Genomic DNA, 22,367 nt, shown 5'->3' with positions numbered 1-22,367 from the left:
GCGCGGTCAGCTCGTCGCGCAGACCGTTCCGTTGAGCGTGAACGACGAAGGCGCGGTGTTCCTGTCGCGGAAGGCTCCGATGAACCCGACCGCCACCTCACCGCGCGCCGGAACGGTCCTGGTGTGGTCGACGCTGGTCGCGGTGACGGCCGCTCCCCGCTGCGACGCGGTCGCGCCCCACATCTCCCGCAAGCTCTGCCCGTCGGCGAACGACCACCGCAACGTCCAGCCGCCGATCGCCGCCGCACCGGTGTTCCTGATCGTGATCCTGCTCTGGAACCCGCCCTGCCACTGCTCCTCGACCCGATAGGCCACCGAACAGGTCGGCGCGGGAGGCGCAGTCGTCGTCACCAGAACCGAAGGCGCGGCCGCAGAAGTGGTCGCAACCGACGTCGGCGGCTCGGCCCGCTGAGAAGACTGCGGAACCGTGGTCGTGGTGGGTGCGACGTCCATGCCGTTGCACGGCGCCCCCCACAGCCCGCGGTCGGCGCGAGCGGCACCGAGTTCGGCGTCGGAGAGCGAGCCGGCCGCGTCCTGCGCCCTCAACACACCCTCGCGAACGGCGAGCGCCGCGTAGTCGGTGTCGTCCTCGAGCCGGACGCTCACCTCACCCGGCGTGACAGCGCTGACGCGAACGGGCTTGCCCACCAACGTCTTCTCGGCGAACGCGCGGGCCGACGCGGCCCAGCACCCCGCCGGCGCCGCCAGCAGCGAGATCCGCACCCGCTCCCCGCTGTCGAGCTCGATGGTCCGCCCGTCCACCACCGCACGGACGACAGCGGCCACGTCGCCACGCGAGTCGTTGACCAGCGTGGGCACCTGCAGCTGCACCGGCGCCGTCACGGGCCGCGACTGACCCTCCACAGTGCACCCGCACACCAGCAGCACGAGAAGAAGCGACAAGGACTTCCGGACCACCGAAGACTCCCGCACACGATCGTTGAATCCCGCACGACCGTAGCGGCCCGCACCGGCCCCCACATCCACCGTTCGGCCTTGATCACCAAGGAGATGACCAGTTCGATTCCACTGTGGAACGGGTCGGGCGGAGCGACGACCCGACGCGGGGTCCGGGGCGCAGCGCCCCGGCTGGGGCATGGGGGCTCGGCCCCCGGAAAACACCACGAGCGAGGCATGGTCTGCGCTTTCCGCAGACACACCTCGCTCGAAGATCGTGCCCCCGGTGCGACTCGAACGCACACTGGACGGATTTTGAGTCCGCTGCCTCTGCCGATTGGGCTACGGGGGCGTAGCAGGGTGAACTGTAGCGGATCACCCAAGCGGGTTTCTGCTGGGTCCCTACGACTTGACCAAGCGGCTGATCGCCGCGGACGCCTCCGCGATCTTCTCCTCGGCCACCGCGCCGCCTTCGGCCGCGGCCTGGGCCACACAATGCTTCAGGTGCTCGTCGAGCAACCCGAGCGAGACCGCTTGCAGGGCCTTCGTGGCGGCGGAGATCTGGGTGAGGACGTCGATGCAGTAATCGTCGTTCTCGACCATGCGCTGGAGACCGCGGATCTGTCCCTCGATGCGGCGCAGTCGCTTGAGGTATGCGTCCTTGTCCGCGGTGTACCCGTGCATCGGCTCCTGACCTTCCCTACCCCGTGCGGGTATGTCGAGGATACCCGCACCCGACGCGGGTGCGTTATGTGCAACGTTGCTCCGTCAGCGGGAATGGGGAAGCGTCCGGCAAGCCCAGCAACGGGCCGAAGTGAGACGACTAGCTGCACATTTTGGACCCATAACACCCATGTGGTTTACCGGGGGAAATGCCCCGACCGGGCGGTTGGGGTCACATTTTAGCGGCGAAAGGTTCGCCGTTTTTCACGATGTGCACTATGGTGTTGCCGAAGCACGTGGTTACGTCGAGGATCCGCGTGCTATGTGAGTACCCAACGGAGGAACAGTGGCACAGCAGACCGTCGTCCAACTCATCGACGACCTCGACGGCGGAGAAGCCGACGAGACCGTGACCTTCGCACTTGACGGTGTCGAGTACGCCATCGACCTGTCGAAGGGAAATGCGGAGCGGCTTCGTGAGTCGCTGGCGGACTTCGTCGCCAAGGCTCGCCGTGCGGGTGGCCGCAAGCAGCGCAAGGGCACCGGCAAGTCGACGGTGAAGGCCAGCGACAAGGCTGAGGCGCAGCGTATTCGCGACTGGGCCCGCGCACAGGGGCACCAGATCTCGGACCGCGGTCGCATTCCGCAGAACCTGGTCGTGCAGTTCCAGGAAGCTCACGCCTCCTGACCTGCTGAAACCAGCGAGGTTTCCACACGTCGGCCGGACCACCGGCCGACGTGTTAAACCGCGTTCCGGTTCGTTCACACTATCCCCGGAACGCGGGATCAACGCCCTGGAAAGTCCACGCCGAACAGGCGGGACACCGCAGTGGCCTTGACCGCTGTCTCCTCGAATTCCCCGGCGGGGTCGGACAGCGAGATCACCGCTCCTCCGACACCGAATGTCACCCGGTCGCCGTTCGCGACCAGCGTTCGGATGACGATGCTGAAGTCGGCTGCTCCGTTGAGCGAGAAGTAACCGAGCGCTCCCGAGTACACCCCGCGTGGACCGGCTTCCAAGCCGTCGAGGATCTGCATGGTCCGGATCTTCGGCGCGCCGGTCATGGAACCGCCGGGAAACGCGGCCCGAACACATCGGACGGCAGAACTGTCCGGCCGCAGCCGTGCCCGCACCGTACTCACCAATTGGTGCACGGTCGAGTAGGTTTCGACGTCGAACAACCGCGTCACCTCGACGGAACCGACTTCCGCGCAGGTGCCGAGATCGTTGCGGACGAGGTCCACGATCATGAGGTTCTCGGCGCGGTCCTTGACCGATCGCGCCAACGTTGTGCGCAACATCTCGTCGTCCGCCGCATCAACACCGCGAGGCCGCGTGCCCTTGATCGGCGACGACTCGACGACGCCATCCCGGTGCACACGGATAAATCGTTCGGGTGACGTGCTGAGCACGGAGAGGTCACCGAAACGCAGCAGTGCGCCGAACGGGACGGGATTTGCGGCGCGAAGCAGCCGATATGTGTCCCACGGGTCGAGCGAGGCACGCCACGACATCATGTTCGTCAGGCACGCCTCGTACGTCTCACCCGCGGTGATCGCTTCCTGGCAGGCGCCGATCAGCTTCAGGTAGTGCGCGCGCGGATGGCGCAACGTCACGTCGGACACGACGGGGCGCGAAGGTTCGGCCAATGGCGACAGACGGGCCAGAACCGCCGAAACCTCGTCGAACCAGCTGTCCTCGGTCAGCGACAGCAAATAGACGCAATATTCTTCGTGGTCGATGACGACGGCGCGGTCCACGAACACGAACGACGCGTCCGGCTGTTCGGCGCGGTGCGCGAAGTCGCCGCCGCACTCGGCCTTCAGTTCGTAGCCGAGGTAGCCGACCCAGCCCAGGGCGAAGTCGAAGGGCACGTCGGGCTGCTCGACGCCCCACGCCGAGAGGTCGTCGTCCAGCCACGAGAAGAAGGACGGGCAGTGCTGCCGTTCGCCGTCGAGCGTGAGCACGTGGTCCTGCACGGAGTACTGGGCGACGCGGGCGAGCGGCCCTGAGGCGTCCCCCATGAAGGAGAAGCGACCGCGGGTGCCGCTGTCCAGCCAGAACGCGGCCTCAGACGTCCCGTGCAGCGCCGCGAAGGCTTCCTCCGCGTCAACGGCGACGTCGAGCCTCCGCACCTGCACAGGGCGCTTCTGGGCCTTGGCGCGCACCAGCGGCGGCTCCGCGACGGCAGCGGTCCGCGTCGGGGTGAGCGCGGCGAAGTTCGCGAGCATCTCGCGGCCGAGGTCCGTGCAGATCGACTCGGGGTGGAACTGCACGCCCCATGCGGGCCGGTCGAGCGCGCGCACGCCCATGAGAACGGAGTCGTCGCTCCAAGCGATCGCTTCCAGCGAAGGGGGCAGGTCCGTGACCGCCAACGAGTGGTAGCGCACGACGTTCAACGGCGACGGCAATCCCGCGAACACGTCGACGCCCGTGTGGACAACCGGCGAAACGATCCCATGACGCGGAACGGGCGCAGGACCCACGACAGCGCCGTAAGACAGGCACAGCCCTTGATGGCCCAGGCAGACGCCGAGCAACGGGATCTCGGCGTGCTCGACCACCGCGCGGCAGACGCCGAAGTCGGCGGGGTTGCCGGGCCGGCCGGGACCGGGCGAGATCACCACGTTGTCGAACGACCGGAGCGAGGCAAGCCGGAAGCGCGGGTCGTCGTTGTGGACGACCACGGGCTCGGCGCCGTTCACCTCGGCCAGGTGCTGGAAGAGGTTGAACGTGAACGAGTCGTAGTTGTCGATGAGCAGAGTCCGCATTGCGAACGGCACTCTACCTGGCAAAACACCCGATAGGAGCAACGAGAGAGGGCGGCCACAGCCGTGGCCGCCCTCAGCGTGCGGGCGCGGTCAGCCGCCGACCCGGAACCGGGGATCGGTCGCCAGCTCGGCCAGCTGCCGCTCGGTGAACACCGGCACGTCGAGCTGCGGGTAGCCACCGCCCTCGTAGCTGTCGTCCTGCGCGATCGTCACGACCTGCCCGTCCCGGGCGCGGTAGGTCGCCCACTTGTCGAACTGGTGGCGGCCGCTGGTGTTGCGCTGCACGACGCCGACCTCCAGGCCGTCGACGAGCACCACCGCGCACTCCCCGCCCATGCCCCAGAACGTCCTGGCCAGCGCGCAGGGTTCGGCGGGCAGTGCCCGGTTCGGTGTGGACACCTCGGCGAGCAACCAGCCCACCTGGCCGTCCTTGCGCACCGGTGTCTGGGCCATGTACTCCCAGACCTCCGGGGTCACACCGCGGTCGGACGCGATCTGGCCCTGGGTCCGCTGCATGTCCCCGCCGTTGTAGCGCCAGTCCTGGTAGCGGAGCTGGGGTGCGTCGTACCCGGCCGGCACGACGCCCTTCAGCTCCTCGAGCAGCTTCCGCGCCCTGTCCGCCTGCGGCCCGTTCGTGGCCGTGCGGTCGGTCTGGCCGACCGGCCACTCCAGTCCCCAGACCGACGAGGGCAGGATCTGCCCGGCACCCTTCATCACCTGACGGCCCAGCTCGGGGTTCAGCGCGAACGCCGAGCCGACCCCCAGCCCCACGACCAGCACCGCGACCAGGGCGCCCAGCACCGACGCCGAGCGCTTGGCCCTGGCCTTGCGGGCGGCGTCGAGGGCCTGACCGGGGTCCATCGACGGCGGCGGGCTGCTCGCCACCAGCGCGCGTTCGAAAGCGTTCTTCAGGTCCTGTTCGTTCATCGAACCCTCTCCTGCTCTGCGAGCAGGCCGCGCAGCGTCTGCAGCCCCCGCGCGGCCTGGCTCTTCACGGTTCCTCCCGAACACCCGAGGACAGCGGCCGTCTGTTCGACGGACATGTCCTCCCAGTACCGCAGGACGAGGCACGCACGTTGCTTCGGAGGCACCTTCGCCAGCGCCTCCAGCAGCACCATCCGCTCCTCGGGGTGGACGCCCGCGGGAGCGACCGAGTCGGCGAAGTCGTCACTGGCCGACTCGAACCGGAACCACCCGCGCCGCCGCTCGGACAGGAACGTCCGCACCAGGACCTGCCTGGTGTAGGCGTCCAGCGCCTCGTGCCGCTCGATCCGGCGCCACGCCAGGTACAGCTTCGTGAACGCCTGTTGCACGAGGTCTTCCGCGCGATGCCAGTCACCGCACAGCAGGTATGCCGTGCCGCGCATGACGTCGGAACGGGCCGCGAAGTACTCCTGGAACGCGGCGTCCCGGTCACTCATCAGGTTTCCCCCTTCTGCGGTGCCGGGTTAGTCACGCCACCTGGGGCCTGGCGGGTTGCACGGGTTCGCGGGCGATTTCTCACCGGGACCGGAAGAAGGCCACACCGGTTGTGACGGTGCGCGTGCCGAACGTGAGCGCGCTTCCCCGAAGGGAGCACCGAAGGTCGCCCACGCGAGAGGGAAAAGCATACTGATGTCGTGATTTTCCTGTTGCTCCTCGGAGTTCCGACCGCGCTCGGTCACCTCTACCTGTGGCGCCGGCTGGTCGTGGACACAACGCTTCCGCGCACGCTCGGGCGCCGCATCGGCGCGCTGGCCATCGTCGGCGCGTTCCTGCTGCTGATGAGTGCCCTGGTCGTGACGCGGAGGGTGCCGCCGGAGTACGGGAAGTTCTTCGCCTGGCCGGGGTTCGTCTGGCTCGCGGTGCTGTTCTACCTGGTGATCGTGCTCGGGATCGCCGAGGTCCCGCGCCGGGTCCTGCTCAGGCGGGCGACCGCCGCGCCGGTCGCCGTCGGCACCGGCGCCGAGGCCGCCGAACCGGTCGAGGTCGTGCCGGACCCGTCGCGGCGGCTGTTCATCTCGCGCTCGGTCGCGATCGGTTCCGGCCTCGCCGCGGGCGGCATCGTCGGCTACGGCATGACCGAGGCGCTGGGCGACCCGCGGATGCTGAACGTCCCCGTGTCACTCGGCAAGCTCAAGTCGTCGCTGTCGGGCTTCCGCATCGCGGTCGTGAGCGACATCCACCTCGGACCGCTGCTCGGGCGTTCGCACACCGAACGGATCGTGCGGATGATCAACGAGCAGGAGGCCGACCTCGTCGCGATCGTCGGTGACCTGGTCGACGGCTCCGTCGCCGAGCTGGGCGAGGCCGCCGCACCGCTGCGGGACCTCGTCTCGAAGCACGGCAGCTTCTTCGTGACGGGCAACCACGAGTACTTCTCCGGTCACGAGCAGTGGATCGCGGAGCTCGACAGGCTCGGCGTGAACCCGTTGCGCAACGAGGGGTTGACGGTCGCCGGCGGCATCGAGGTCGTGGGTGTGAACGACGTCACCGGCAAGTCGTACGACGACGGGCCCGACTTCGGCCGGGCACTCGCGGGACGGGACCGCGACAACCCCGTAGTCCTGTTGTCACACCAGCCCGTGCTGGTCAGCGACGCGTCTTCACACGGCGTCGATCTCCAGTTGTCCGGCCATACACACGGCGGACAGATGGTGCCGTTCAACTTCCTCGTGCCGTTGCAGCAACCCAGCACGGCGGGGCTGTCGAAGGTGGACGACACGTGGCTCTACACCAGTCGTGGCGCGGGTTTCTGGGGTCCGCCGGTGCGCGTCGGGGCCCCGCCGGACATCACGATGATCGAACTTCGTTCTGCTGGCTAAATCACACTCGGCCCGACGGGATTGCGCGCTTGCGGTGTCAAGGCCGTAGAGTGGTCGGCCGTGCCCGCGTACGGAACGCAGGCGGATGAAGGGGGAACCCTGGGGAAATGACCGAGAGCTTCGCCGTTCATCGGCGCACCGAGGCAGAGGCTCGTATTCGGCGTTTCCTGGACCAGGAGAACCCGTCGACACCGTGTCTGGTGATCGACCTCGAGACGATTCGCGGCCGCTACCAGGCGATCCGCGCGGCGATGCCGTCCGTCGACATCTACTACGCGGTCAAGTCGAACCCCGAGTCCGACGTGGTCGGCACGCTGGTCGCCGAGGGGGCGCACTTCGACGTGGCGTCACCCGCGGAGATCGACCTGTGCCTGGCGCGCGGCGCCGCGCCGTCGTCGATCTCGTACAGCAACCCCATCAAAAAGGCCGCTGACATCGCGTACGCCCACTCGCGCGGCGTGCGGATGTTCGTGTCGGACAGCGAGCAGGACGTCCGGTTCGTCGCAGCGCACGCGCCGGGCTCGGCCGTGCTGGTGCGGATTCTCGTCCACAGCAAGGGTTCCACGTACCCGTTCGGCAACAAGTTCGGTTGCGATCCCGAGATGGCGACGGATCTCTTGCGGCTGGCGCACGAGTTGGGACTCGTTCCTCTCGGCGTCGCGTTCCACGCGGGCTCGCAGCAACTCTCGGTGGAGGGCTGGGACTCCGGCATCGCCGACGCCGCCCTGATCGCCGCGAAGCTGCGTGCCGAGGGCATCGAGACGACGACGGTCAACCTGGGCGGCGGTCTCCCCGCCGTGTACCAGGCCTCCACGCCGTCGCTCGAGTCCTTCGCCTCCGCCATCGAGGCCTCGCTCGCCCGGCACTTCGGTCCCTCACGTCCCCGCGTGATGATCGAGCCCGGCCGGGCGGTCTCCGCCGAGGCCGGCATGATCCGGTCGTCGGTCGTGCTCGTGTCGCGGAAGTCCTATTCGGACGAGCGCCGCTGGGTCTACCTCGACATCGGCCGCTACCAGGGCCTCGCCGAGACCGAGGGCGAGGCGATCGCGTACCGGCTGCGGACCTCGCGCGACGGCGGCGAGACCGGCCCGATCGTGCTGGCGGGTCCGACGTGCGACGCGGACGACGTGATCTACCAGCACACCCGCTACGACCTGCCGCTCGACCTGCAGGCGGGCGACCACGTGGACATCCTCCACGCGGGCGCCTACACCTCCTCCTATTCGTCCGTGTGCTTCAACGGCTTCCCGCCGCTGGCCACGTACTGCATCTGAGTCCGCCGCAATTCACATAGTTTGGAGTGATTGATGTCCGAAGCGCCCTGTCAGACCGAGGAGACCGTCGGTTTGTTCGCGGGACAGCACGTACTTGCAGAGCTTTCGGGTGTGAGTGCCGATCTGCTCGACGACGAGCAGTTCCTGCGACACGCCCTCGGTGAGGTTCTCACGCAGGCCGACGCAACTGTGCTGGAGGTGATCTCCAAGAAGTTCGATCCCCAAGGAGTCACCGTGCTGGCCCTGCTGTCGGAATCCCATGCCTCGATCCACACCTACCCGGAAGTGGGTTCGGTGTTCGTCGACGTGTTCACCTGCGGTACTCGTGCGAAACCCGCGCTCGCCGTGCAGCTACTCGCTGACGCACTGGGCGCCGCTCACGTGAGCACGGATCTCGTCACTCGTGGCATCAAGGAGCACGCCGCGTGAACGTCATCAACGAACCACTCGCCGAGGGCATGACCCGCCACTGGCGCGTGGACGAGGTGGTGGTCGACACCAAAACCGACTTCCAGCACCTCGTGATCGCCCGCACGGCCCAGGGGTTGTCGCTGTTCTGCGACGATGACCGCCAGTCGACGGAGTTCAGCCAGCTGACCTACCACGAGGCCCTGATGGTGCCGGCGCTGCTGCTGGCCGACACCGTCGAGCGCGTGCTGGTCATCGGCTCCTCCGAGGGCGTCGTGTGCCAGATGGCCGTTCAGCACGGTGCTTCGGTGGTCGACCACATCGACATCGACGAGCAGGCCGTGAAACTGTGCGCGGAGCACCTCCCGTACGGCTACACGGTCGAGGAGCTGGCCGCCGCGGAGAAGGGCGACGGCCCGATCCGCGTGCAGTACATCGACGGGTTCGAGTACATCCGCACGACGTCGGAGAAGTACGACATCGTGCTGGTGGACCTGCCCGACGAGCGTGAGGAGGAGGCGCAGCACAACCGCCTGTACGGCGCCGACTTCCTGCGCATGTGCAAGGCCCTGCTGCGTCCCGGCGGTGTCGTCGTCAACCAGTCCGGTTGCCAGACGATGTGGCGCAACACCACGCTGATCCGCTCCTGGCAGCGGTTCAACGAGGTGTTCGACACGGTCGCGTACTACGGCTCGGACGAGCACGAGTGGGCGTACCTGTTCGGCCGCGCGGACGTCGTCGAGGACCCGACCGCTCTCATGGTCGAGCGCCTGAAGACGGCCGGGTACGAGCCGGAGACGATCGACGACCTGGCACTGGTGGGCAACAGCATCCCGCCGTACCGGGTGCGGCAGTCGCTGGCCTGACGGTTCGGTTTTCCGGAAGGGGCGCTTCCCGTTCGCGGGAGGCGCCCCTTCCGCTTGCTCAGGCCAGGGACTGTTTGAGGAAGTCGACCTGCAGGAGCAGCAGGTTCTCCGCCACCTGTTCCTGCGGGGTCATGTGCGTGACGCCCGAGAGCGGCAGCACGGTGTGCGGGCGACCGGCGGCCAGCAGCGCGCTGGAGAGGCGCAGCGTGTGGGCCGCCACCACGTTGTCGTCGGCCAGGCCGTGGATGATCATCAGCGGGCGGGAGAGCTTGTCCGCGTCGGCGATGAGCGAGTTGGAGTCGTAGACCTCGGGCTTCTCGTCCGGGTGGCCCAGGTAGCGCTCGGTGTAGTGGGTGTCGTAGAGGCGCCAGTCGGTGACCGGGGCGCCCGCGATGCCCGCGTGGAAGACGTCCGGGCGGCGCAGGACGGCCAGCGCGCTCAGGTAGCCGCCGTAGGACCAGCCCCGGATCGCCACGCGGGTGAGGTCGAGGTCGGGCTCGACCTCCGCGGCCGCGTGCAGCGCGTCCACCTGGTCGTCGAGCGTGACGCCGGCGAAGTCGAACGCGATCGCGCGCTCCCAGGCGAGGCCGCGCCCCGGCGTGCCGCGGCCGTCCGCGACGATGACCGCGAACCCCTGGTCCGCCAGCCACTGCGAGGCGAGGAAGGCGTTCTGCGACGACAGCACGCGCTGCGCGTGCGGGCCGCCGTACGGGTCCATCAGCACCGGCAGCTTCGTGCCCGGCACGTGACCGGACGGCAGCAGCAGCGCCGCCCTGATCCCGCGCTCGCCCAGCGTCAGCATCCGCGGGGACGCCTTGATCACCGGCGTGTCCGCCCACGACTCGATCTCGTGGTCGCCCACCCGGACTCGCGCGCCGAACCTGTCCACAGTGGCCGAAACGAGCACAACCGTGTCCCCGCCGCGGATCGCGGAGTGCACACCGTCCTCAGTGGACACCTGCTCGACGGTCTCGCCCACGGAGTAGACGTGCACCTGGGTCGGGTCGTCGGCGGACGCGGCGACCAGGATCGAGTCGTCGGCGATGTCGAGCACCCGGCGCACCTGCAGCCCGGAGGTGAGGACCGCGTCGCCGACCTTCAGCGCGTACTCGTCGCCCTCCCCCACGATCCGCACGAGGCGACCGTCCGGGGTCCAGGCGGGAGCGCCGTCGCTGACCTCGAGCCACACCGGGTCGGTCTCGACCGCGAGCTCGGTGACGGCGCCGGTGTCGGGCACCAGCGCGTGGATCCGGCGAGTGCGCTGGTCACGGGTCTGCGTCGTGATCAGCGGAGCACCACCGGACGACCAGTGCACGTCGTTGAGGTAGTCGAACTCCAGCAGCACCGGCACGAACGTGCCGTCCAGCGACACCACCTGCAGCGACACGGTGGCGTTGGCCGTGCCCGCCGCCGGGTAGGCGATCTCGGTGGCGGCGGTGCCGGGGTTCGCCGGGTCGGCGATGTACCAGCGCTGCACGGGCGCGTTGTTCACCCGCGCCGCGATGAGGCGCTTGCCCCCCGGTTCCCACCAGTAGCCGCGGTAGCGCGACATCTCCTCGGCCGCGATGAACTCGGCCAGCCCGAACGTCACGTCCTCGCCGTCCGGCACGGCGACGGCGTAGTCCTCGCCCGACGCCAGCTCGACGACCCGCAACGTGCCGCGCGTGACGTAGGCCACGCGCTCCCCGGTCGGGTCGACCCGCGGGTCGATGACGCCGCCCTCGGTGGGCAGCTCCCGGACGGCACCGTTGACCAGGTCGGCCACGAACAGCCGCCCGGACAGCGCGAACGAGGCCACCGAGGCGTCGCGGGACAGCGCGTACCCGACGATGCCCGCGCCGGACTCACGCGTGCGCTCCCGGCGCGCCTTCTCCTCGGCCGGCAGGTCCTCCGGGTCGGTCAGCAGCGCCGCCGGGTCGGCGAGCAGCCGCTCGACGCCGGTGGAGGTGTTCAGCTCCCAGAGCCCATTCGCGCGGCTCGTGGCCGTGGCCGGGCGCAGGAAGAAGACGCGTGCGCCGTCCGCCGACACCGCGAAGGTCCTCGGTGCGCCGACGGTGAACCGCTGGGTGCGCGCCTGTTGGCGCGGGAAGGAGATGTCGTTGCCCACGACCCACCCTAACCCGCACATGCCGCCGGCACGGGTGCTGTGACGTGCGCTCCCCAGCACGATCCAGGTGCCCGAGGGGATTGCGGCACACGGTCGCAGGAGCTCGCATCTGCTGCAGCAGGCGGCCCTCCGGCTTCAACAGCCGGTGCAGCGCCGCGGCGCACTCGGGGTGGTCGCGCTCGCCGACGTGCTCCCCATCTCGATCGTGGAGGTCGCGACGAACGGCTCGTCGCACACTTCCCAGTAGTGGTGCGAGATCGCGTGCCGATCGCGGCTCTTGGTGTGCAGCGCACCCCGCAGCCGCGCTTCCTCCCCCTCGAGGTCGAGCTCCCCGCTCAGGTACGCGCGAGCCGGCCCGAGCTCGTTCGGACTCCACACGAGCCTCCGCAACGCGTCTCGTGAGCGGATCACGAGTACCGCGCCGTCCTGCGGCCCGGCCACGCTCCCGTCCGAGGCGTGAATTCCGATCGGCAACGGCGCACCCACCCGATCGGCCATCTTCCGCCAGCTGACCAGCGACAACCACCCTGCACCTCCTGCACGACCCGGTGCCGCCCGACGTTCGGGAGACGAGGAGGTTCGGTTCGTTTCTGAACCGAGACGCAACCCCGCCCGTATGGCCTCGATAGAGCGAACGGATGGACAAGGAGGACATGAGTGTGATCCGACGTAACCGCATTGCCATCGGGCTCGCCGCGGGACTGGCAGTTGTGCTGGGTCTGGGTGTCTGGAGCGCCACGGGCAGTGGCTCGAACAACTCCAAGCCGGTGGCACAGACCGAAACCGACCTGGGCGTCCTCGGTGACTACGGCGACGTGGGTCAGCCCCCGGTACTCCAGGAGCCCGCTGCGGCGCCCGAGACCCCCGTCCAGCAGCAGGCCCCGGAAACCCCGGCCGCACAGCCCGCGGCGCAGCCCCCTGCAGCCGCCCCGGTCAGCTCGCTGAAGCTGGTCGGCAAGCCCGTCGACAAGATGGGCCTCGTGGTCCAGGACGGCGACGGCCGCACGATGTACCGCTTCGACAAGGACACCCCGAAGCCGGAAGGCAAGTCGAACTGCAACAACCAGTGCGCGGTGACCTGGCCGCCGCTCCTCTCGGACACGGTTCCCCAGGTCGAGGGCATCGACCCGAAGCTCGTCTCGCTGATCACCCGCGCCGACGGCAAGAAGCAGGTCGCGATCGACGGCTGGGCGCTCTACGCCTACTCGCAGGACCCGAAGCCGGGCGCCTGGAAGGGTCAGGGCGTCGGCGGAACCTGGTTCGTGATCCAGCCCGACGGCAAGCGCAACGTGGAGTGCCTGCCCCCCGGCGTCACGGCGCCCGCCGCGTAACCCGCACACTCCCGTTAGGACGGTCCATCTGAGACACACAACACCCTGACACGGTGACACCCCGGCCCTGGGGAAGGGGCCGGGGTTCCCGTCGTTCTCGCTCCGGGGTCGCGAAGGGCGTCGCCACAGAGGCGGCGCCCTTCGCCGTACACCGTTGGCGCACAGGGAAAGCAAACCGCCCAACGCGACAGGCGTGCCATCAACTCGCGAGGGGCGTTGGACCGGCTCCTCGGGGAGTGTCGGGAGTCTGAGCGCAGAGCCCTCGGGGAGAGCACGCAAGCCGATCCCGCCACCAGCAACCCGGCCACCCCCGAACAGGCGGCGATCGCAACCACCCGCACCACCTGCGGATCACAACCAGGCAGCCGCACAGGGGGACAGGCCCATGCGGACGCCGAAGGCGGCCCCACACCAACCCCAGAACCTCAGGCGACCGCAGGGGTCCCCCCACAAGAAGGACCCCCTGAGCCCAAACGCTGCTCAGGGGGTCCGACGAGATCGGAAGATCAGAGCGACGAGTACAGCGGGTGCTTGGCCGCCAGGACCTCGACCCGAGCCCGCAGCTCCTCCACAGCCGCCCCGGGCTTCAGGGCCTCGGCGATCACGTCGGCGACCTCGGCGAAGTCCACCTCACCGAACCCGCGGGTGGCCAGCGCCGGCGTGCCGATCCGCAGACCGGACGTCACCATCGGCGGACGCGGGTCGTTCGGCACGGCGTTGCGGTTCACCGTGATGCCGATCCGGTGCAGCACGTCCTCGGCCTGCTTGCCGTCCAGTTCGGACGACACCAGGTCGACGAGGACCAGGTGGACGTCGGTCCCCCCGGTGAGCACCTTCACGCCGGCGGCCGCGACGTCGGCCTGCGACAGCCGGTCGGCCAGGATCCGGGCGCCCTCGAGCGTGCGGCGCTGCCGGTCGGCGAACTCCGGCGAGGCGGCGTGCTTGAACGCCACGGCCTTGGCCGCGATCACGTGCTCCAGCGGACCGCCCTGCTGGCCGGGGAACACCGCCGAGTTGATCTTCTTGGCGATGTCGGCGTCGTTCGACAGGATCACGCCGCCGCGCGGGCCGCCGAGGGTCTTGTGCGTGGTCGTCGTGGTCACGTGCGCGTGCGGCACGGGCGACGGGTGCAGACCCGCGGCCACGAGGCCCGCGAAGTGCGCCATGTCGACCATCAGGTACGCCTCGACCGAGTCCGCGATGCGGCGGAACTCGGCGAAGTCCAGCTGGCGCGGGTAGGCGGACCAGCCGGCCACGATCAGCTTCGGGCGGTGCTCGGTGGCCAGGCGCTCGACCTCGGCCATGTCGACGCGGCCGTCGCCGTCGGAGACGTGGTACGGCACGACGTTGTAGAGCTTGCCGGAGAAGTTGATGCGCATGCCGTGCGTCAGGTGGCCGCCGTGCGCGAGGTCCAGGCCGAGGATCGTGTCGCCGGGCTGCAGGAGCGCGAACATGGCGGCCGCGTTGGCCTGGGCGCCCGAGTGCGGCTGGACGTTCGCGAAGCCGGCGCCGAAGAGAGACTTGATGCGCTCGATGGCGAGGCGCTCGACGACGTCGACGTGCTCGCAGCCGCCGTAGTAGCGGCGGCCGGGGTAGCCCTCGGCGTACTTGTTGGTGAGCACGGAGCCCTGGGCCTGCAGCACGGAGACCGGGGTGAAGTTCTCCGAGGCGATCATCTCGAGGGTGCCCTGCTGGCGTGCCAGCTCGGCCGCTACGGCCTCGGCAACCTCGGGGTCGTACTCCGCGAGGGAGGCGTTGAACTGGTCGGACATCTGGAGGATCTCCCTACTTGGCACGCTTGTAGAACGGAAGTGCGACGACCTCGACCGGCTGCTTCTTGCCGCGGACGTCCACCAGCAGTGAGGTGCCCGGCTCGGAGCTCGCACGGGTCACGTAGGCCATCGCGACCGAGTAGCCGAGGGTCGGGGACAGGGCGCCCGAGGTGACCTCGCCGACGACCTCGTCGCCGTTCAGCACCGCGTAGCCGTGGCGCGGGGCGCGCCGCTCGGGGGTCTTCAGTCCGACCAGGACCGAGTCCACACCGGACTCCGCCACCTTCGCGAGGGCGTCGCGGCCCACGAAGTCGCCCGGCTTGTCGAGCTTCACGACGCGGCCGAGGTTCGCGTTGTAGGGCGTCAGCGACGTGGTGAGCTCGTTGCCGTACAACGGCATCCCGGCTTCGAGGCGCAGCGTGTCGCGGCAGCCGAGCCCGCACGGCTTGAGCTCGTGCGGCTGGCCCGCCTCCAGCAGCGCGGCCCACACGGCCGGGGCGTCGGCCGGGGTGACGAACAGCTCGAAGCCCTCCTCGCCGGTGTAGCCGGTGCGCGCGAGCAGCGCCGGAACGCCCGCGACGGTCGACGGGTACGAGGCGTAGTACTTCACCGCCGAGAGGTCGGTGTCGGTCAGGCCGGCGAGGATCTCGACGGACTTCGGGCCCTGGACCGCGATCAGCGCGTAGTCGGTCGACCTGTCCGTGACGGCGGTGTCGAACCCGGCGGCGCGCTCCACGAGCGCGTCGGCCACGACCGCGGCGTTGGAGGCGTTCGCGACGACCATGAACTCCTCGTCGCCCAGGCGGTACACGATCAGGTCGTCGACCACGCCGCCGTCGGCCTGGGTGATCATCGTGTAGCGCGCCTTGCCGACGGCCAGCGCGGAGATGTGGCCGACGAGCGCGTAGTCGAGCGCCTCGCCCGCCTGCGGTCCGGTCAGGACGATCTCACCCATGTGCGTGAGGTCGAACAGGCCCGCGGAGGTGCGCACCGCGTGGTGCTCGGCGAGCTCGGACGAGTAGCGCAGCGGCATCCGCCAGCCCGCGAAGTCGGTGAACATCGCGCCGAGCTGCTCGTGCTCGGCGTTCAGAGGCGTGAGGCGGGACATCAGAACGCTCCTTGAGGGTGCGCCGAAGAGCCGGGCCAGGCCGGCTGAGGCAACAGAAGAATGACACGGTCCATCAGAGACTCCTCGTCTGAGAGAGCCTCCCCCTCTGTCATGAGCCTGAGAGCTTCACCACCGGAGTGGCTTGCACCGTGGGCGAGGCTGCTGACGAGCCTGCTTTCCAGAGTTGCCTTCGTCGCGCGGTACGGGGACCTGAGAGATTCCGGGGAGGAGTTGCTCCTTCGGCGCTCCCCACGCCGGAAACCGGCAGCGGTGGAGCTCTCCCGCGCGACATCGACGGCCGTGTTCAGTTGGTTGCCCCAGACGCTAGCAGGCCGAACGTCACAGCGGCACGCCCTGCGCCGTCTTCTCGACCACCTTGCGCTCCGCCCAGAACGACAGGAACGGGATCGTGCCGGCGATCAGGACGAGCGCCGTGCCCTTGATCGACCAGCGCAGCTTCAGCGCCAGGTCGACGGAAAGCACCAGGTAGATGGCGTACAGGAAGCCGTGGACCGGGCCGACGACCTTCATCGCGCCGTCCATGTCCGCGGCGTACTTGAGCACCATCGCCACGACCAGGAGCAGCAGGAAGACACCGACCACGTAAGCCATGACCCTGAACCGGGTCAACGCACCCTTCATCTGCCCGCCTTCGCTCAACGACCGTCCCGCGCGTTCAGGTTCGCGAGCATGCGGTTGTAGGCCGCGAGCTCCGCGTCTTCGTCGTCGTCGAAGTGCTCGACGGGCGCGGGTTTGACGGCGTCAACGGTAGTCACCGGCTCGGCGGCGGCCGCAACCGGCTCCGGTGCGGAGAGAGCCTCGTCACGGCGCTGGCGTGCCAGGCGGCGGAAACGCCACACCATGAAGAGGGGGAAGAGGCCGAAGAGCGGCCACTGGAGCACGTACCCGAGGTTCTGGAACGTGCCGCTGGAGGACTCGAAGCGCTGCCACTGCCAGTACGCGAGCCCGCAGCAGACGATCAGCGCCGCCAGACAGGCGAGCGCGATCAGCACACGCTGGGGAGTAAGGAGGCCGCGCACGACCTCCACACTACTGGGGTGAGGCCTCCTGGCAGGAGGCCACCCGCGGGGATGGGTACAGGGCTGCCGCCTCCGGCAGCCCTCTCCTCTTATGCCACGCCGTCCCGGCGCTGCCTCTGCAGACGTGCGACGCACCAGGCCGCGGCGGAGCCACGGCGGAGGTGCTGGAGAACCGTCATCGGTCCCAGGCGCCTCCCGAGGTCGGCGGGCGTGAGGCCGGCCGCGCGGTAGTCGAGCGCGCGCTGGTCCAGCGGGCTGATGCCCGCGTCCCACCACTGCTCGGCTTCGGCGACGTCGCCCACCAGCTGCCAGTAGCTCGCCGCGGCGGCGAGCAACGCCTCGGGTGCCTCCGGCGCCCGCTTGCGCATCGCGGCCACGTAGGCCGGATCCGCCGAGTCGACCTTGACCAAGCCACGCGACCCGCTCCGTGCGGCACCCCGCTGCACGGGGATGCCTGGCGCCGAGGGGGGAGCCTCAGCGAGCCACGCGTTCTTGATCCGGTTCACCTCCTGCATCTCTGCGTCATCAGACCGTTCAGCCGCCCACTGCTTCAAGAGCTCGTGGACCCCGGAGTCCTCGACCATCCATGCCTCCTCGTCGGTCGGGGATCGGCCATTGCAGCGGAAGGTATTCGGTAGGTCTGACAATCGCCAGACCCTGAATCCTCAGAACACCCGTTACCAGTGCGTGATTGGCCGCATTCCACCCGTCCGGCTCAACGCGAACGGTCGAGGATCACCGTGCGTGACTAGGAGATGGGGGTCGCCGTGCCGAAGAGGCTCCTGACGAAGGTGATGATCGACTCCGCGCCCTCCCGCAGCCAGCCGAGAGCCGTCTGGACCGCCGAAGCGGACTCTTCGGGCCGGGTGATCAGGAGGAACAGCACCAGCGCCACGCCCGCCAGCACTAGCACCTTCTTGAGGTTCACAGGTACCTCTCCGTCCATGTCGCTCACCGGTCAGGCGGCGGACCGCCCGTGTCACCCGACATGGTCCCCCATTCACCCTTGAGATGAACAACGACCACGCCCGACCATCGCGGCGATCGACCAGGGGCGCACGCCTGCGGGGCGCCCAACGTCACCCGAATGGCGGCTAAAGCGGGGCGTCAGCAGCGCCGATGTCCTGGGCACGAGGTGAACACGGACTCCCTCGCATCCCACAGCTTGGACAGAACCTGGTGCACCGGGCCTCACCCGGATGCCGAACCGCCTGCTTCACACTCCGTCACGCCCTCGTGGCGCAATTAATGCGCGCCCGGCCATTCATCCAATTACTCCAGACCGCCGCAGTTCCATAATTCGGTCAGCGGCCACACCCATGTCGGCAAGCACTTCCCCGGTGTTCACCCCCGCGGAAACCGGAGGGGTCGGAACGGCCGTCGGCGTGCGGTCGAAGCGGGGCGCCGGAGCCGGGTGCAGCGCGCCGCCGACGTCCACGAAAGTGGAACGTTCCGCGTTGTACGGGTGACGTGCCGCCTCGTCCGGGGTCAGCACGGGCGCCAGGCAGGCGTCGGTGTCCTCCGCGAGGGCCGCCCACTCGTCGCGCGACCGGGTCTTCACCGCCGCGGCGATGCGTTCCCGCAGCTCAGGCCAGTTCGCGGGGTCGTTGCGCGAGGGTGCGTCCTGCAGCCCCAGCACGCGCACGAGGTCGGCGTAGAACTTCTCCTCCAGCGCGCCCACGGCCACGTACCTGCCGTCCGCGGCCTCGTAGACGTCGTAGAACGGCACTCCACCGTCGAGCATGTTCTCGCCGCGCCCGCCCGCCCACATGCCCGCGGACCGCATCCCGTGCAGGAACGTCGTCAGCAGCGCCGCCCCGTCGACCATGGCCGCGTCGACGACCTGACCGCGCCCGGAGCGTTCCCTCTCGTACAGCGCGGCGAGCACGCCGAGGGCCAGCAGCAGCCCTCCCCCGCCGAAGTCGCCGAGCAGGTTGATCGGGAACGACGGCGGCCCGCCGGCGCGGCCGAGAGGCTCCAGCGCACCGGCGACGGCGATGTAGTTGATGTCGTGACCGGCGCGGTCGGCGAGGGGCCCGTCCTGACCCCACCCGGTCATGCGCCCGTAGACGAGGCGCGGGTTGCGGGCGAGGCACTGGGCCGGGCCGATGCCCAGGCGCTCGGTGACACCCGGCCGGAAGCCCTCCACCAGCACGTCCGAGCGTTCGACCAGCCGCAGCACCAGGTCGGCGCCCTCGGGGGTGCGGGTGTCGATCGCGATGGAGCGCCGGTTGCGGCCCAGGAAGTCACCGGGGACCGTCGACCGGCTCCCCGGCTTGCAGACCTGCACCACGTCCGCGCCCAGGTCGGCGAGCACCATGCACGCGAACGGCGCGGGTGCGAGGCCCGCGAGCTCGACGACGCGCAGCCCCTGCAGAGGCCCGCTCACAGGGACCTCGCGATGATTTCCTTCATGATCTCGTTCGTGCCGCCGTAGATCCGCTGCACGCGGGCGTCGGACCAGGCACGTGCGATCGGGTACTCGTTCATGTAGCCGTAGCCGCCGAACAGCTGCACGCACTCGTCGACGACCCTGCTCAGCCGGTCGCTGGCCCACCACTTCGCCATCGCGGCGGTCGGCACGTCCAGTTCGCCGCGCAGGTGCTTCTCGATGCACTCATCGATGAACGCCCTGGTCACGGACGCCTCGGTCGCGCACTCGGCCAGCTTGAAGCGGGTGTTCTGGAACTTGATCAGCTCCTTGCCGAACGCCTTGCGCTCCTTCACGTACCCGAGCGTCAGGTCGACGGCCGCCTCGATGCCCGCGATGCAGCAGACGCCGATGATGAGGCGTTCCTGCGGCAGCTGCTGCATGAGCTGGACGAACCCGAGGCCCTCCTGGCCGCCGAGGAGGTTGTCCGCCGGCACGCGGACGTCGTCGAAGAACAGCTCGGCGGTGTCCTGCCCCTTCATGCCGACCTTGTCGAGCACGCGGCCGCGCCGGATGTCGTTCTCGACGACGAGCAGGGAGATGCCGGTGGCGCCCTGCACCGGGTCGGTCTTGGCGACGACGATGACGAGGTCGGCGAGCGCGCCGTTGGTGATGAACGTCTTCGAGCCGTTGATGACGTACTCGTCGCCCTCGCGGATCGCCTTCGTGCGGATGCCCTGGAGGTCGGAGCCCGCGCCGGGCTCGGTCATCGCGATCGCGCCGACGTGCTCACCCGAGGCGAGCTTCGGCAGCCAGCGCCGCTTCTGCTCCTCGGTGCCGTAGGAGTTGAGGTAGTGGGCGACGATGCCGCTGTGCACGCTGTTGCCCCACGAGCTGTCTCCGGCGCGCGCCTGCTCCTCGAGCAGCACGGCCTCGTGGGCGAACGTCCCGCCGCCGCCTCCGTACTCCTCGGGGATGGAGAGGCACAGCAGCCCGAGCTCACCGGCCTTGAGCCACAGCTCGCGGTCGACCTGCTTCTGCTCGGCGAAGCGTTCCGCGTGCGGCGTGACCTCCTTCTCGAAGAACGTGCGCGCGAGCTGGCGCAACTGGTCCAGGTCGCTGTCCATCCACCGCGATCGACGCTCTGCCATGCCGTCCACGAAACCACCGGGCGGTGGTCCACGCCATGACCGGCGCGCCAGGCCATCACCCGAAAAACTGAGCGAAATTCCCACCCCGGTCGTCCAGACTGCTCGGTATGCAGATCCATCAGGTCGCGCCGGACGAGTGGCGGCTGTGGCGTGACATCCGCCTGGAGGCGCTGTCCAGCGACCCCGAGGAGTTCGGGTCCGCGCTGGCGGTCGAGCAGCGGTACGGCGAGGACGAGTGGCGCGACCGCGCGGCCGAGGGGCTGAAGGTCGTCGCGCTCGACCCCGACCCCGTCGCCCTGGTCGCGGCCACCGCGAAGCCGGAGGGGCTCTACCTCTACTCGATGTGGGTGCGCGCCTCCCACCGCGGCCGCGGCATCGGGGAAGGCCTGGTCAGGACTGTTCTGGCGTGGGCGGCGGAGCAGGGCTGGAAGGTCGTCGTCCTGCGGGTCTGGGAGGACAACCTGCCCGCGCGCAGGCTCTACCGGCGGCTCGGCTTCCGGCAGGCCGAGGATCCCGAGTACATGGAGTTCCAGGTGAGCTAATCGGTCACCCCCCACGGTCATGGCCAGCTCGCCGGGGCGGGCCTAGCGTGAGGACCATGAGCGAAGCCTTGATCTTCGACGCGGTGCGCACGCCGCGCGGCAAGGGGAAGCGCGGGTCGCTGCACAGCGTCAAGCCCGTGGATCTGGCCGCCGGTGTGCTGCGCGCGCTGTCCGAACGCAACTCCCTCGACACCTCCGCGGTGGACGACGTCGTGTTCGGCGTCGTGTCCCCGCTCGGGGAGCAGGGCGGCGACATCGCCCGCACGGCGGTGCTGGCCGCGGGCTGGGACCAGCGCCCGGCCGGTGTGCAGCTCAACAGGTTCTGCGCGTCCGGCCTCGAGTCGGTGAACCTGGCCGCGGCCAAGGTCGCGTCCGGGTTCGAGGACCTGGTGGTGGCGGGCGGCGTCGAGTCGATGTCGCGCGTGCCGATGGGCTCCGACGGCGGCGCGTGGGCGATCGACCCGCAGACGAACTTCGACCTGTCGTTCGTGCCGCAGGGCGTGTCGGCCGACCTCATCGCGACGCTGGAGGGCTTCTCCCGCACCGACGTCGACGAGTGGGCGGCGCGGTCGCACGCGCGGGCGTTCGAGGCGCAGAAGAACGGCTGGTTCGAGCGGTCCGTCGTGCCGGTCGTCGACCAGAACGGCACGGTGGTGCTCAAGGAGGACGAGACGATCCGTCCCGAGTCGACGGTGGAGTCGCTGGGCAGGCTCAAGCCCAGCTTCCAGTTCCACGGCGACCTCGGCTACGACACCGTCGCGATCGACCGCTACCCCACCGTCGAACGCATCAGCCACGTGCACACGCCGGGCAACTCCTCGCAGATCGTCGACGGCGCCGCCGCGATGCTGATCGGCTCCGCGGCCGCCGGCCGGTCCTCGGGCCTCACGCCGCGCGCGCGGATCGTGTCCGTCGCGGTCGTGGGCACCGAGCCGACGATCATGCTCACCGGACCGGCGCCGTCCGCGCGCAAGGCCCTGGACAGGGCGGGCCTCTCGGTCGAGGACATCGACCTGTTCGAGGTCAACGAGGCGTTCTCCTCGGTCGTGCTGAAGTTCCTGCGGGACATGGACGTCCCCGAGGACAGGGTCAACGTCAACGGCGGCGCCATCGCGCTCGGCCACCCGCTCGGCGCCACCGGCTGCATGATCCTCGGCACGCTGCTCGACGAGCTGGAGCGCCGGGACCTGCGCCGCGGCCTCGCCACGCTGTGCGTCGGCGGCGGCATGGGCATCGCCACGATCATCGAGAGGGTCTAGAA

23 protein-coding genes, 1 tRNA gene and 2 riboswitches are annotated in these 22,367 nt (G+C 69.4%); of the genes, 8 read left to right on the top strand and 16 right to left on the bottom strand.

Features of this window, described 5'->3' with window-relative positions:
* Nucleotides 1-6 precede the first annotated feature (6 nt).
* The 3 genes from BLQ91_RS06935 to BLQ91_RS06925 form a co-directional block, all read right to left on the bottom strand.
* Nucleotides 7-918, bottom strand: a complete 912-nt coding sequence (locus BLQ91_RS06935; RefSeq protein ID WP_143022540.1) for a cellulose-binding domain-containing protein — start codon at nucleotides 916-918, stop codon at nucleotides 7-9.
* Nucleotides 919-1,175: 257 nt separating this feature from the next.
* Nucleotides 1,176-1,249 (bottom strand) — tRNA-Leu (locus tag BLQ91_RS06930).
* 50 nt (nucleotides 1,250-1,299) lie between these two features.
* On the bottom strand, nucleotides 1,300-1,581 hold the full coding sequence (locus tag BLQ91_RS06925; protein WP_090095729.1) for a metal-sensitive transcriptional regulator: 282 nt from the start codon (nucleotides 1,579-1,581) through the stop codon (nucleotides 1,300-1,302).
* 325 nt (nucleotides 1,582-1,906) lie between these two features.
* Between BLQ91_RS06925 and BLQ91_RS06920 the strand changes: the two genes are divergently transcribed.
* A complete protein-coding gene (locus BLQ91_RS06920; protein WP_030466676.1) occupies nucleotides 1,907-2,248 on the top strand; it encodes a histone-like nucleoid-structuring protein Lsr2 in 342 nt (113 codons plus the stop codon).
* Between the two features lie 98 nt (nucleotides 2,249-2,346).
* Here the strand turns inward: BLQ91_RS06920 and pabB are convergent, their stop codons facing one another.
* The 3 genes from pabB to BLQ91_RS06905 form a co-directional block, all read right to left on the bottom strand.
* Nucleotides 2,347-4,332 carry an aminodeoxychorismate synthase component I gene (pabB, locus tag BLQ91_RS06915; RefSeq protein WP_090095728.1) on the bottom strand — a complete coding sequence of 662 codons (1,986 nt, stop codon included), beginning with the start codon at nucleotides 4,330-4,332 and terminating at the stop codon, nucleotides 2,347-2,349.
* Between the two features lie 90 nt (nucleotides 4,333-4,422).
* Nucleotides 4,423-5,259: a hypothetical protein gene (locus BLQ91_RS06910; RefSeq protein WP_090095727.1), complete on the bottom strand. Its 837-nt coding sequence runs from the start codon at nucleotides 5,257-5,259 to the stop codon at nucleotides 4,423-4,425.
* On the bottom strand, nucleotides 5,256-5,753 hold the full coding sequence (locus BLQ91_RS06905; protein WP_090095726.1) for a SigE family RNA polymerase sigma factor: 498 nt from the start codon (nucleotides 5,751-5,753) through the stop codon (nucleotides 5,256-5,258). The genes BLQ91_RS06910 and BLQ91_RS06905 overlap by 4 nt, the downstream gene beginning before the upstream one ends.
* 198 nt (nucleotides 5,754-5,951) lie before the next feature.
* Between BLQ91_RS06905 and BLQ91_RS06900 the strand changes: the two genes are divergently transcribed.
* The 4 genes from BLQ91_RS06900 to BLQ91_RS06890 all read left to right on the top strand — a co-directional run bounded on the left by BLQ91_RS06900 (nucleotide 5,952) and on the right by BLQ91_RS06890 (nucleotide 9,684).
* Nucleotides 5,952-7,136 carry a metallophosphoesterase gene (locus BLQ91_RS06900; RefSeq protein ID WP_342670614.1) on the top strand — a complete coding sequence of 395 codons (1,185 nt, stop codon included), beginning with the start codon at nucleotides 5,952-5,954 and terminating at the stop codon, nucleotides 7,134-7,136.
* 107 nt (nucleotides 7,137-7,243) lie between these two features.
* The gene (locus BLQ91_RS06895; RefSeq protein WP_245733181.1) at nucleotides 7,244-8,410 is read left to right on the top strand and encodes a type III PLP-dependent enzyme; all 1,167 of its coding nucleotides are present in this window, start codon (nucleotides 7,244-7,246) and stop codon (nucleotides 8,408-8,410) included.
* A gap of 33 nt (nucleotides 8,411-8,443) precedes the next feature.
* Nucleotides 8,444-8,839: an adenosylmethionine decarboxylase gene (gene speD, locus BLQ91_RS42470; protein ID WP_030466682.1), complete on the top strand. Its 396-nt coding sequence runs from the start codon at nucleotides 8,444-8,446 to the stop codon at nucleotides 8,837-8,839.
* 29 nt (nucleotides 8,840-8,868) lie between these two features.
* A complete protein-coding gene (locus tag BLQ91_RS06890) occupies nucleotides 8,869-9,684 on the top strand; it encodes a spermidine synthase (RefSeq protein ID WP_090096058.1) in 816 nt (271 codons plus the stop codon).
* 58 nt (nucleotides 9,685-9,742) lie between these two features.
* Here the strand turns inward: BLQ91_RS06890 and BLQ91_RS06885 are convergent, their stop codons facing one another.
* Complete coding sequence (locus tag BLQ91_RS06885) at nucleotides 9,743-11,791, bottom strand: S9 family peptidase (protein ID WP_090095725.1); 2,049 nt, start codon at nucleotides 11,789-11,791, stop codon at nucleotides 9,743-9,745.
* A 135-nt stretch (nucleotides 11,792-11,926) separates the two neighbouring features.
* Nucleotides 11,927-12,289 carry a hypothetical protein gene (locus tag BLQ91_RS06880; RefSeq protein ID WP_143022539.1) on the bottom strand — a complete coding sequence of 121 codons (363 nt, stop codon included), beginning with the start codon at nucleotides 12,287-12,289 and terminating at the stop codon, nucleotides 11,927-11,929.
* Nucleotides 12,290-12,450: 161 nt separating this feature from the next.
* Between BLQ91_RS06880 and BLQ91_RS06875 the strand changes: the two genes are divergently transcribed.
* The gene (locus tag BLQ91_RS06875) at nucleotides 12,451-13,122 is read left to right on the top strand and encodes a COG4315 family predicted lipoprotein (protein ID WP_090096057.1); all 672 of its coding nucleotides are present in this window, start codon (nucleotides 12,451-12,453) and stop codon (nucleotides 13,120-13,122) included.
* A 506-nt stretch (nucleotides 13,123-13,628) separates the two neighbouring features.
* Here the strand turns inward: BLQ91_RS06875 and glyA are convergent.
* The 8 genes from glyA to BLQ91_RS06835 form a co-directional block, all read right to left on the bottom strand.
* Entirely contained in the window at nucleotides 13,629-14,894 is a 1,266-nt protein-coding gene (gene glyA, locus BLQ91_RS06870) for a serine hydroxymethyltransferase (RefSeq protein ID WP_090095723.1), read from the bottom strand.
* Between the two features lie 13 nt (nucleotides 14,895-14,907).
* The gene (gcvT, locus tag BLQ91_RS06865; RefSeq protein ID WP_090095722.1) at nucleotides 14,908-16,002 is read right to left on the bottom strand and encodes a glycine cleavage system aminomethyltransferase GcvT; all 1,095 of its coding nucleotides are present in this window, start codon (nucleotides 16,000-16,002) and stop codon (nucleotides 14,908-14,910) included.
* 99 nt (nucleotides 16,003-16,101) lie between these two features.
* A riboswitch (glycine riboswitch) is annotated at nucleotides 16,102-16,189 on the bottom strand.
* Nucleotide 16,190: 1 nt separating this feature from the next.
* Nucleotides 16,191-16,296: riboswitch (glycine riboswitch) on the bottom strand.
* Nucleotides 16,297-16,341: 45 nt separating this feature from the next.
* Nucleotides 16,342-16,644: a DUF3817 domain-containing protein gene (locus tag BLQ91_RS06860; RefSeq protein WP_090095721.1), complete on the bottom strand. Its 303-nt coding sequence runs from the start codon at nucleotides 16,642-16,644 to the stop codon at nucleotides 16,342-16,344.
* 14 nt (nucleotides 16,645-16,658) lie between these two features.
* Complete coding sequence (locus tag BLQ91_RS06855; RefSeq protein ID WP_090096056.1) at nucleotides 16,659-17,042, bottom strand: hypothetical protein; 384 nt, start codon at nucleotides 17,040-17,042, stop codon at nucleotides 16,659-16,661.
* A gap of 89 nt (nucleotides 17,043-17,131) precedes the next feature.
* Nucleotides 17,132-17,626, bottom strand: a complete 495-nt coding sequence (locus tag BLQ91_RS06850) for a transcriptional regulator (RefSeq protein ID WP_090095720.1) — start codon at nucleotides 17,624-17,626, stop codon at nucleotides 17,132-17,134.
* A 164-nt stretch (nucleotides 17,627-17,790) separates the two neighbouring features.
* Nucleotides 17,791-17,988, bottom strand: a complete 198-nt coding sequence (locus tag BLQ91_RS06845) for a hypothetical protein (RefSeq protein WP_090096055.1) — start codon at nucleotides 17,986-17,988, stop codon at nucleotides 17,791-17,793.
* A gap of 318 nt (nucleotides 17,989-18,306) precedes the next feature.
* The gene (locus tag BLQ91_RS06840) at nucleotides 18,307-19,431 is read right to left on the bottom strand and encodes a CaiB/BaiF CoA transferase family protein (RefSeq protein ID WP_090095719.1); all 1,125 of its coding nucleotides are present in this window, start codon (nucleotides 19,429-19,431) and stop codon (nucleotides 18,307-18,309) included.
* A complete protein-coding gene (locus BLQ91_RS06835) occupies nucleotides 19,428-20,564 on the bottom strand; it encodes an acyl-CoA dehydrogenase family protein (protein WP_090096054.1) in 1,137 nt (378 codons plus the stop codon). Before BLQ91_RS06835 ends, BLQ91_RS06840 begins: the two co-directional genes overlap by 4 nt.
* A 107-nt stretch (nucleotides 20,565-20,671) precedes the next feature.
* Between BLQ91_RS06835 and BLQ91_RS06830 the strand changes: the two genes are divergently transcribed.
* A complete protein-coding gene (locus BLQ91_RS06830) occupies nucleotides 20,672-21,106 on the top strand; it encodes a GNAT family N-acetyltransferase (protein WP_090095718.1) in 435 nt (144 codons plus the stop codon).
* 56 nt (nucleotides 21,107-21,162) lie between these two features.
* On the top strand, nucleotides 21,163-22,365 hold the full coding sequence (locus tag BLQ91_RS06825; RefSeq protein ID WP_090095717.1) for an acetyl-CoA C-acetyltransferase: 1,203 nt from the start codon (nucleotides 21,163-21,165) through the stop codon (nucleotides 22,363-22,365).
* The last annotated feature ends 2 nt before the right edge of the window (nucleotides 22,366-22,367 follow it).

This window comes from Lentzea jiangxiensis, from assembly GCF_900104175.1.
GTDB classification, from domain to species: Bacteria; Actinomycetota; Actinomycetes; order Mycobacteriales; family Pseudonocardiaceae; genus Lentzea; species Lentzea jiangxiensis.
This window is presented reverse-complemented; position numbering and strand designations above follow the sequence as displayed.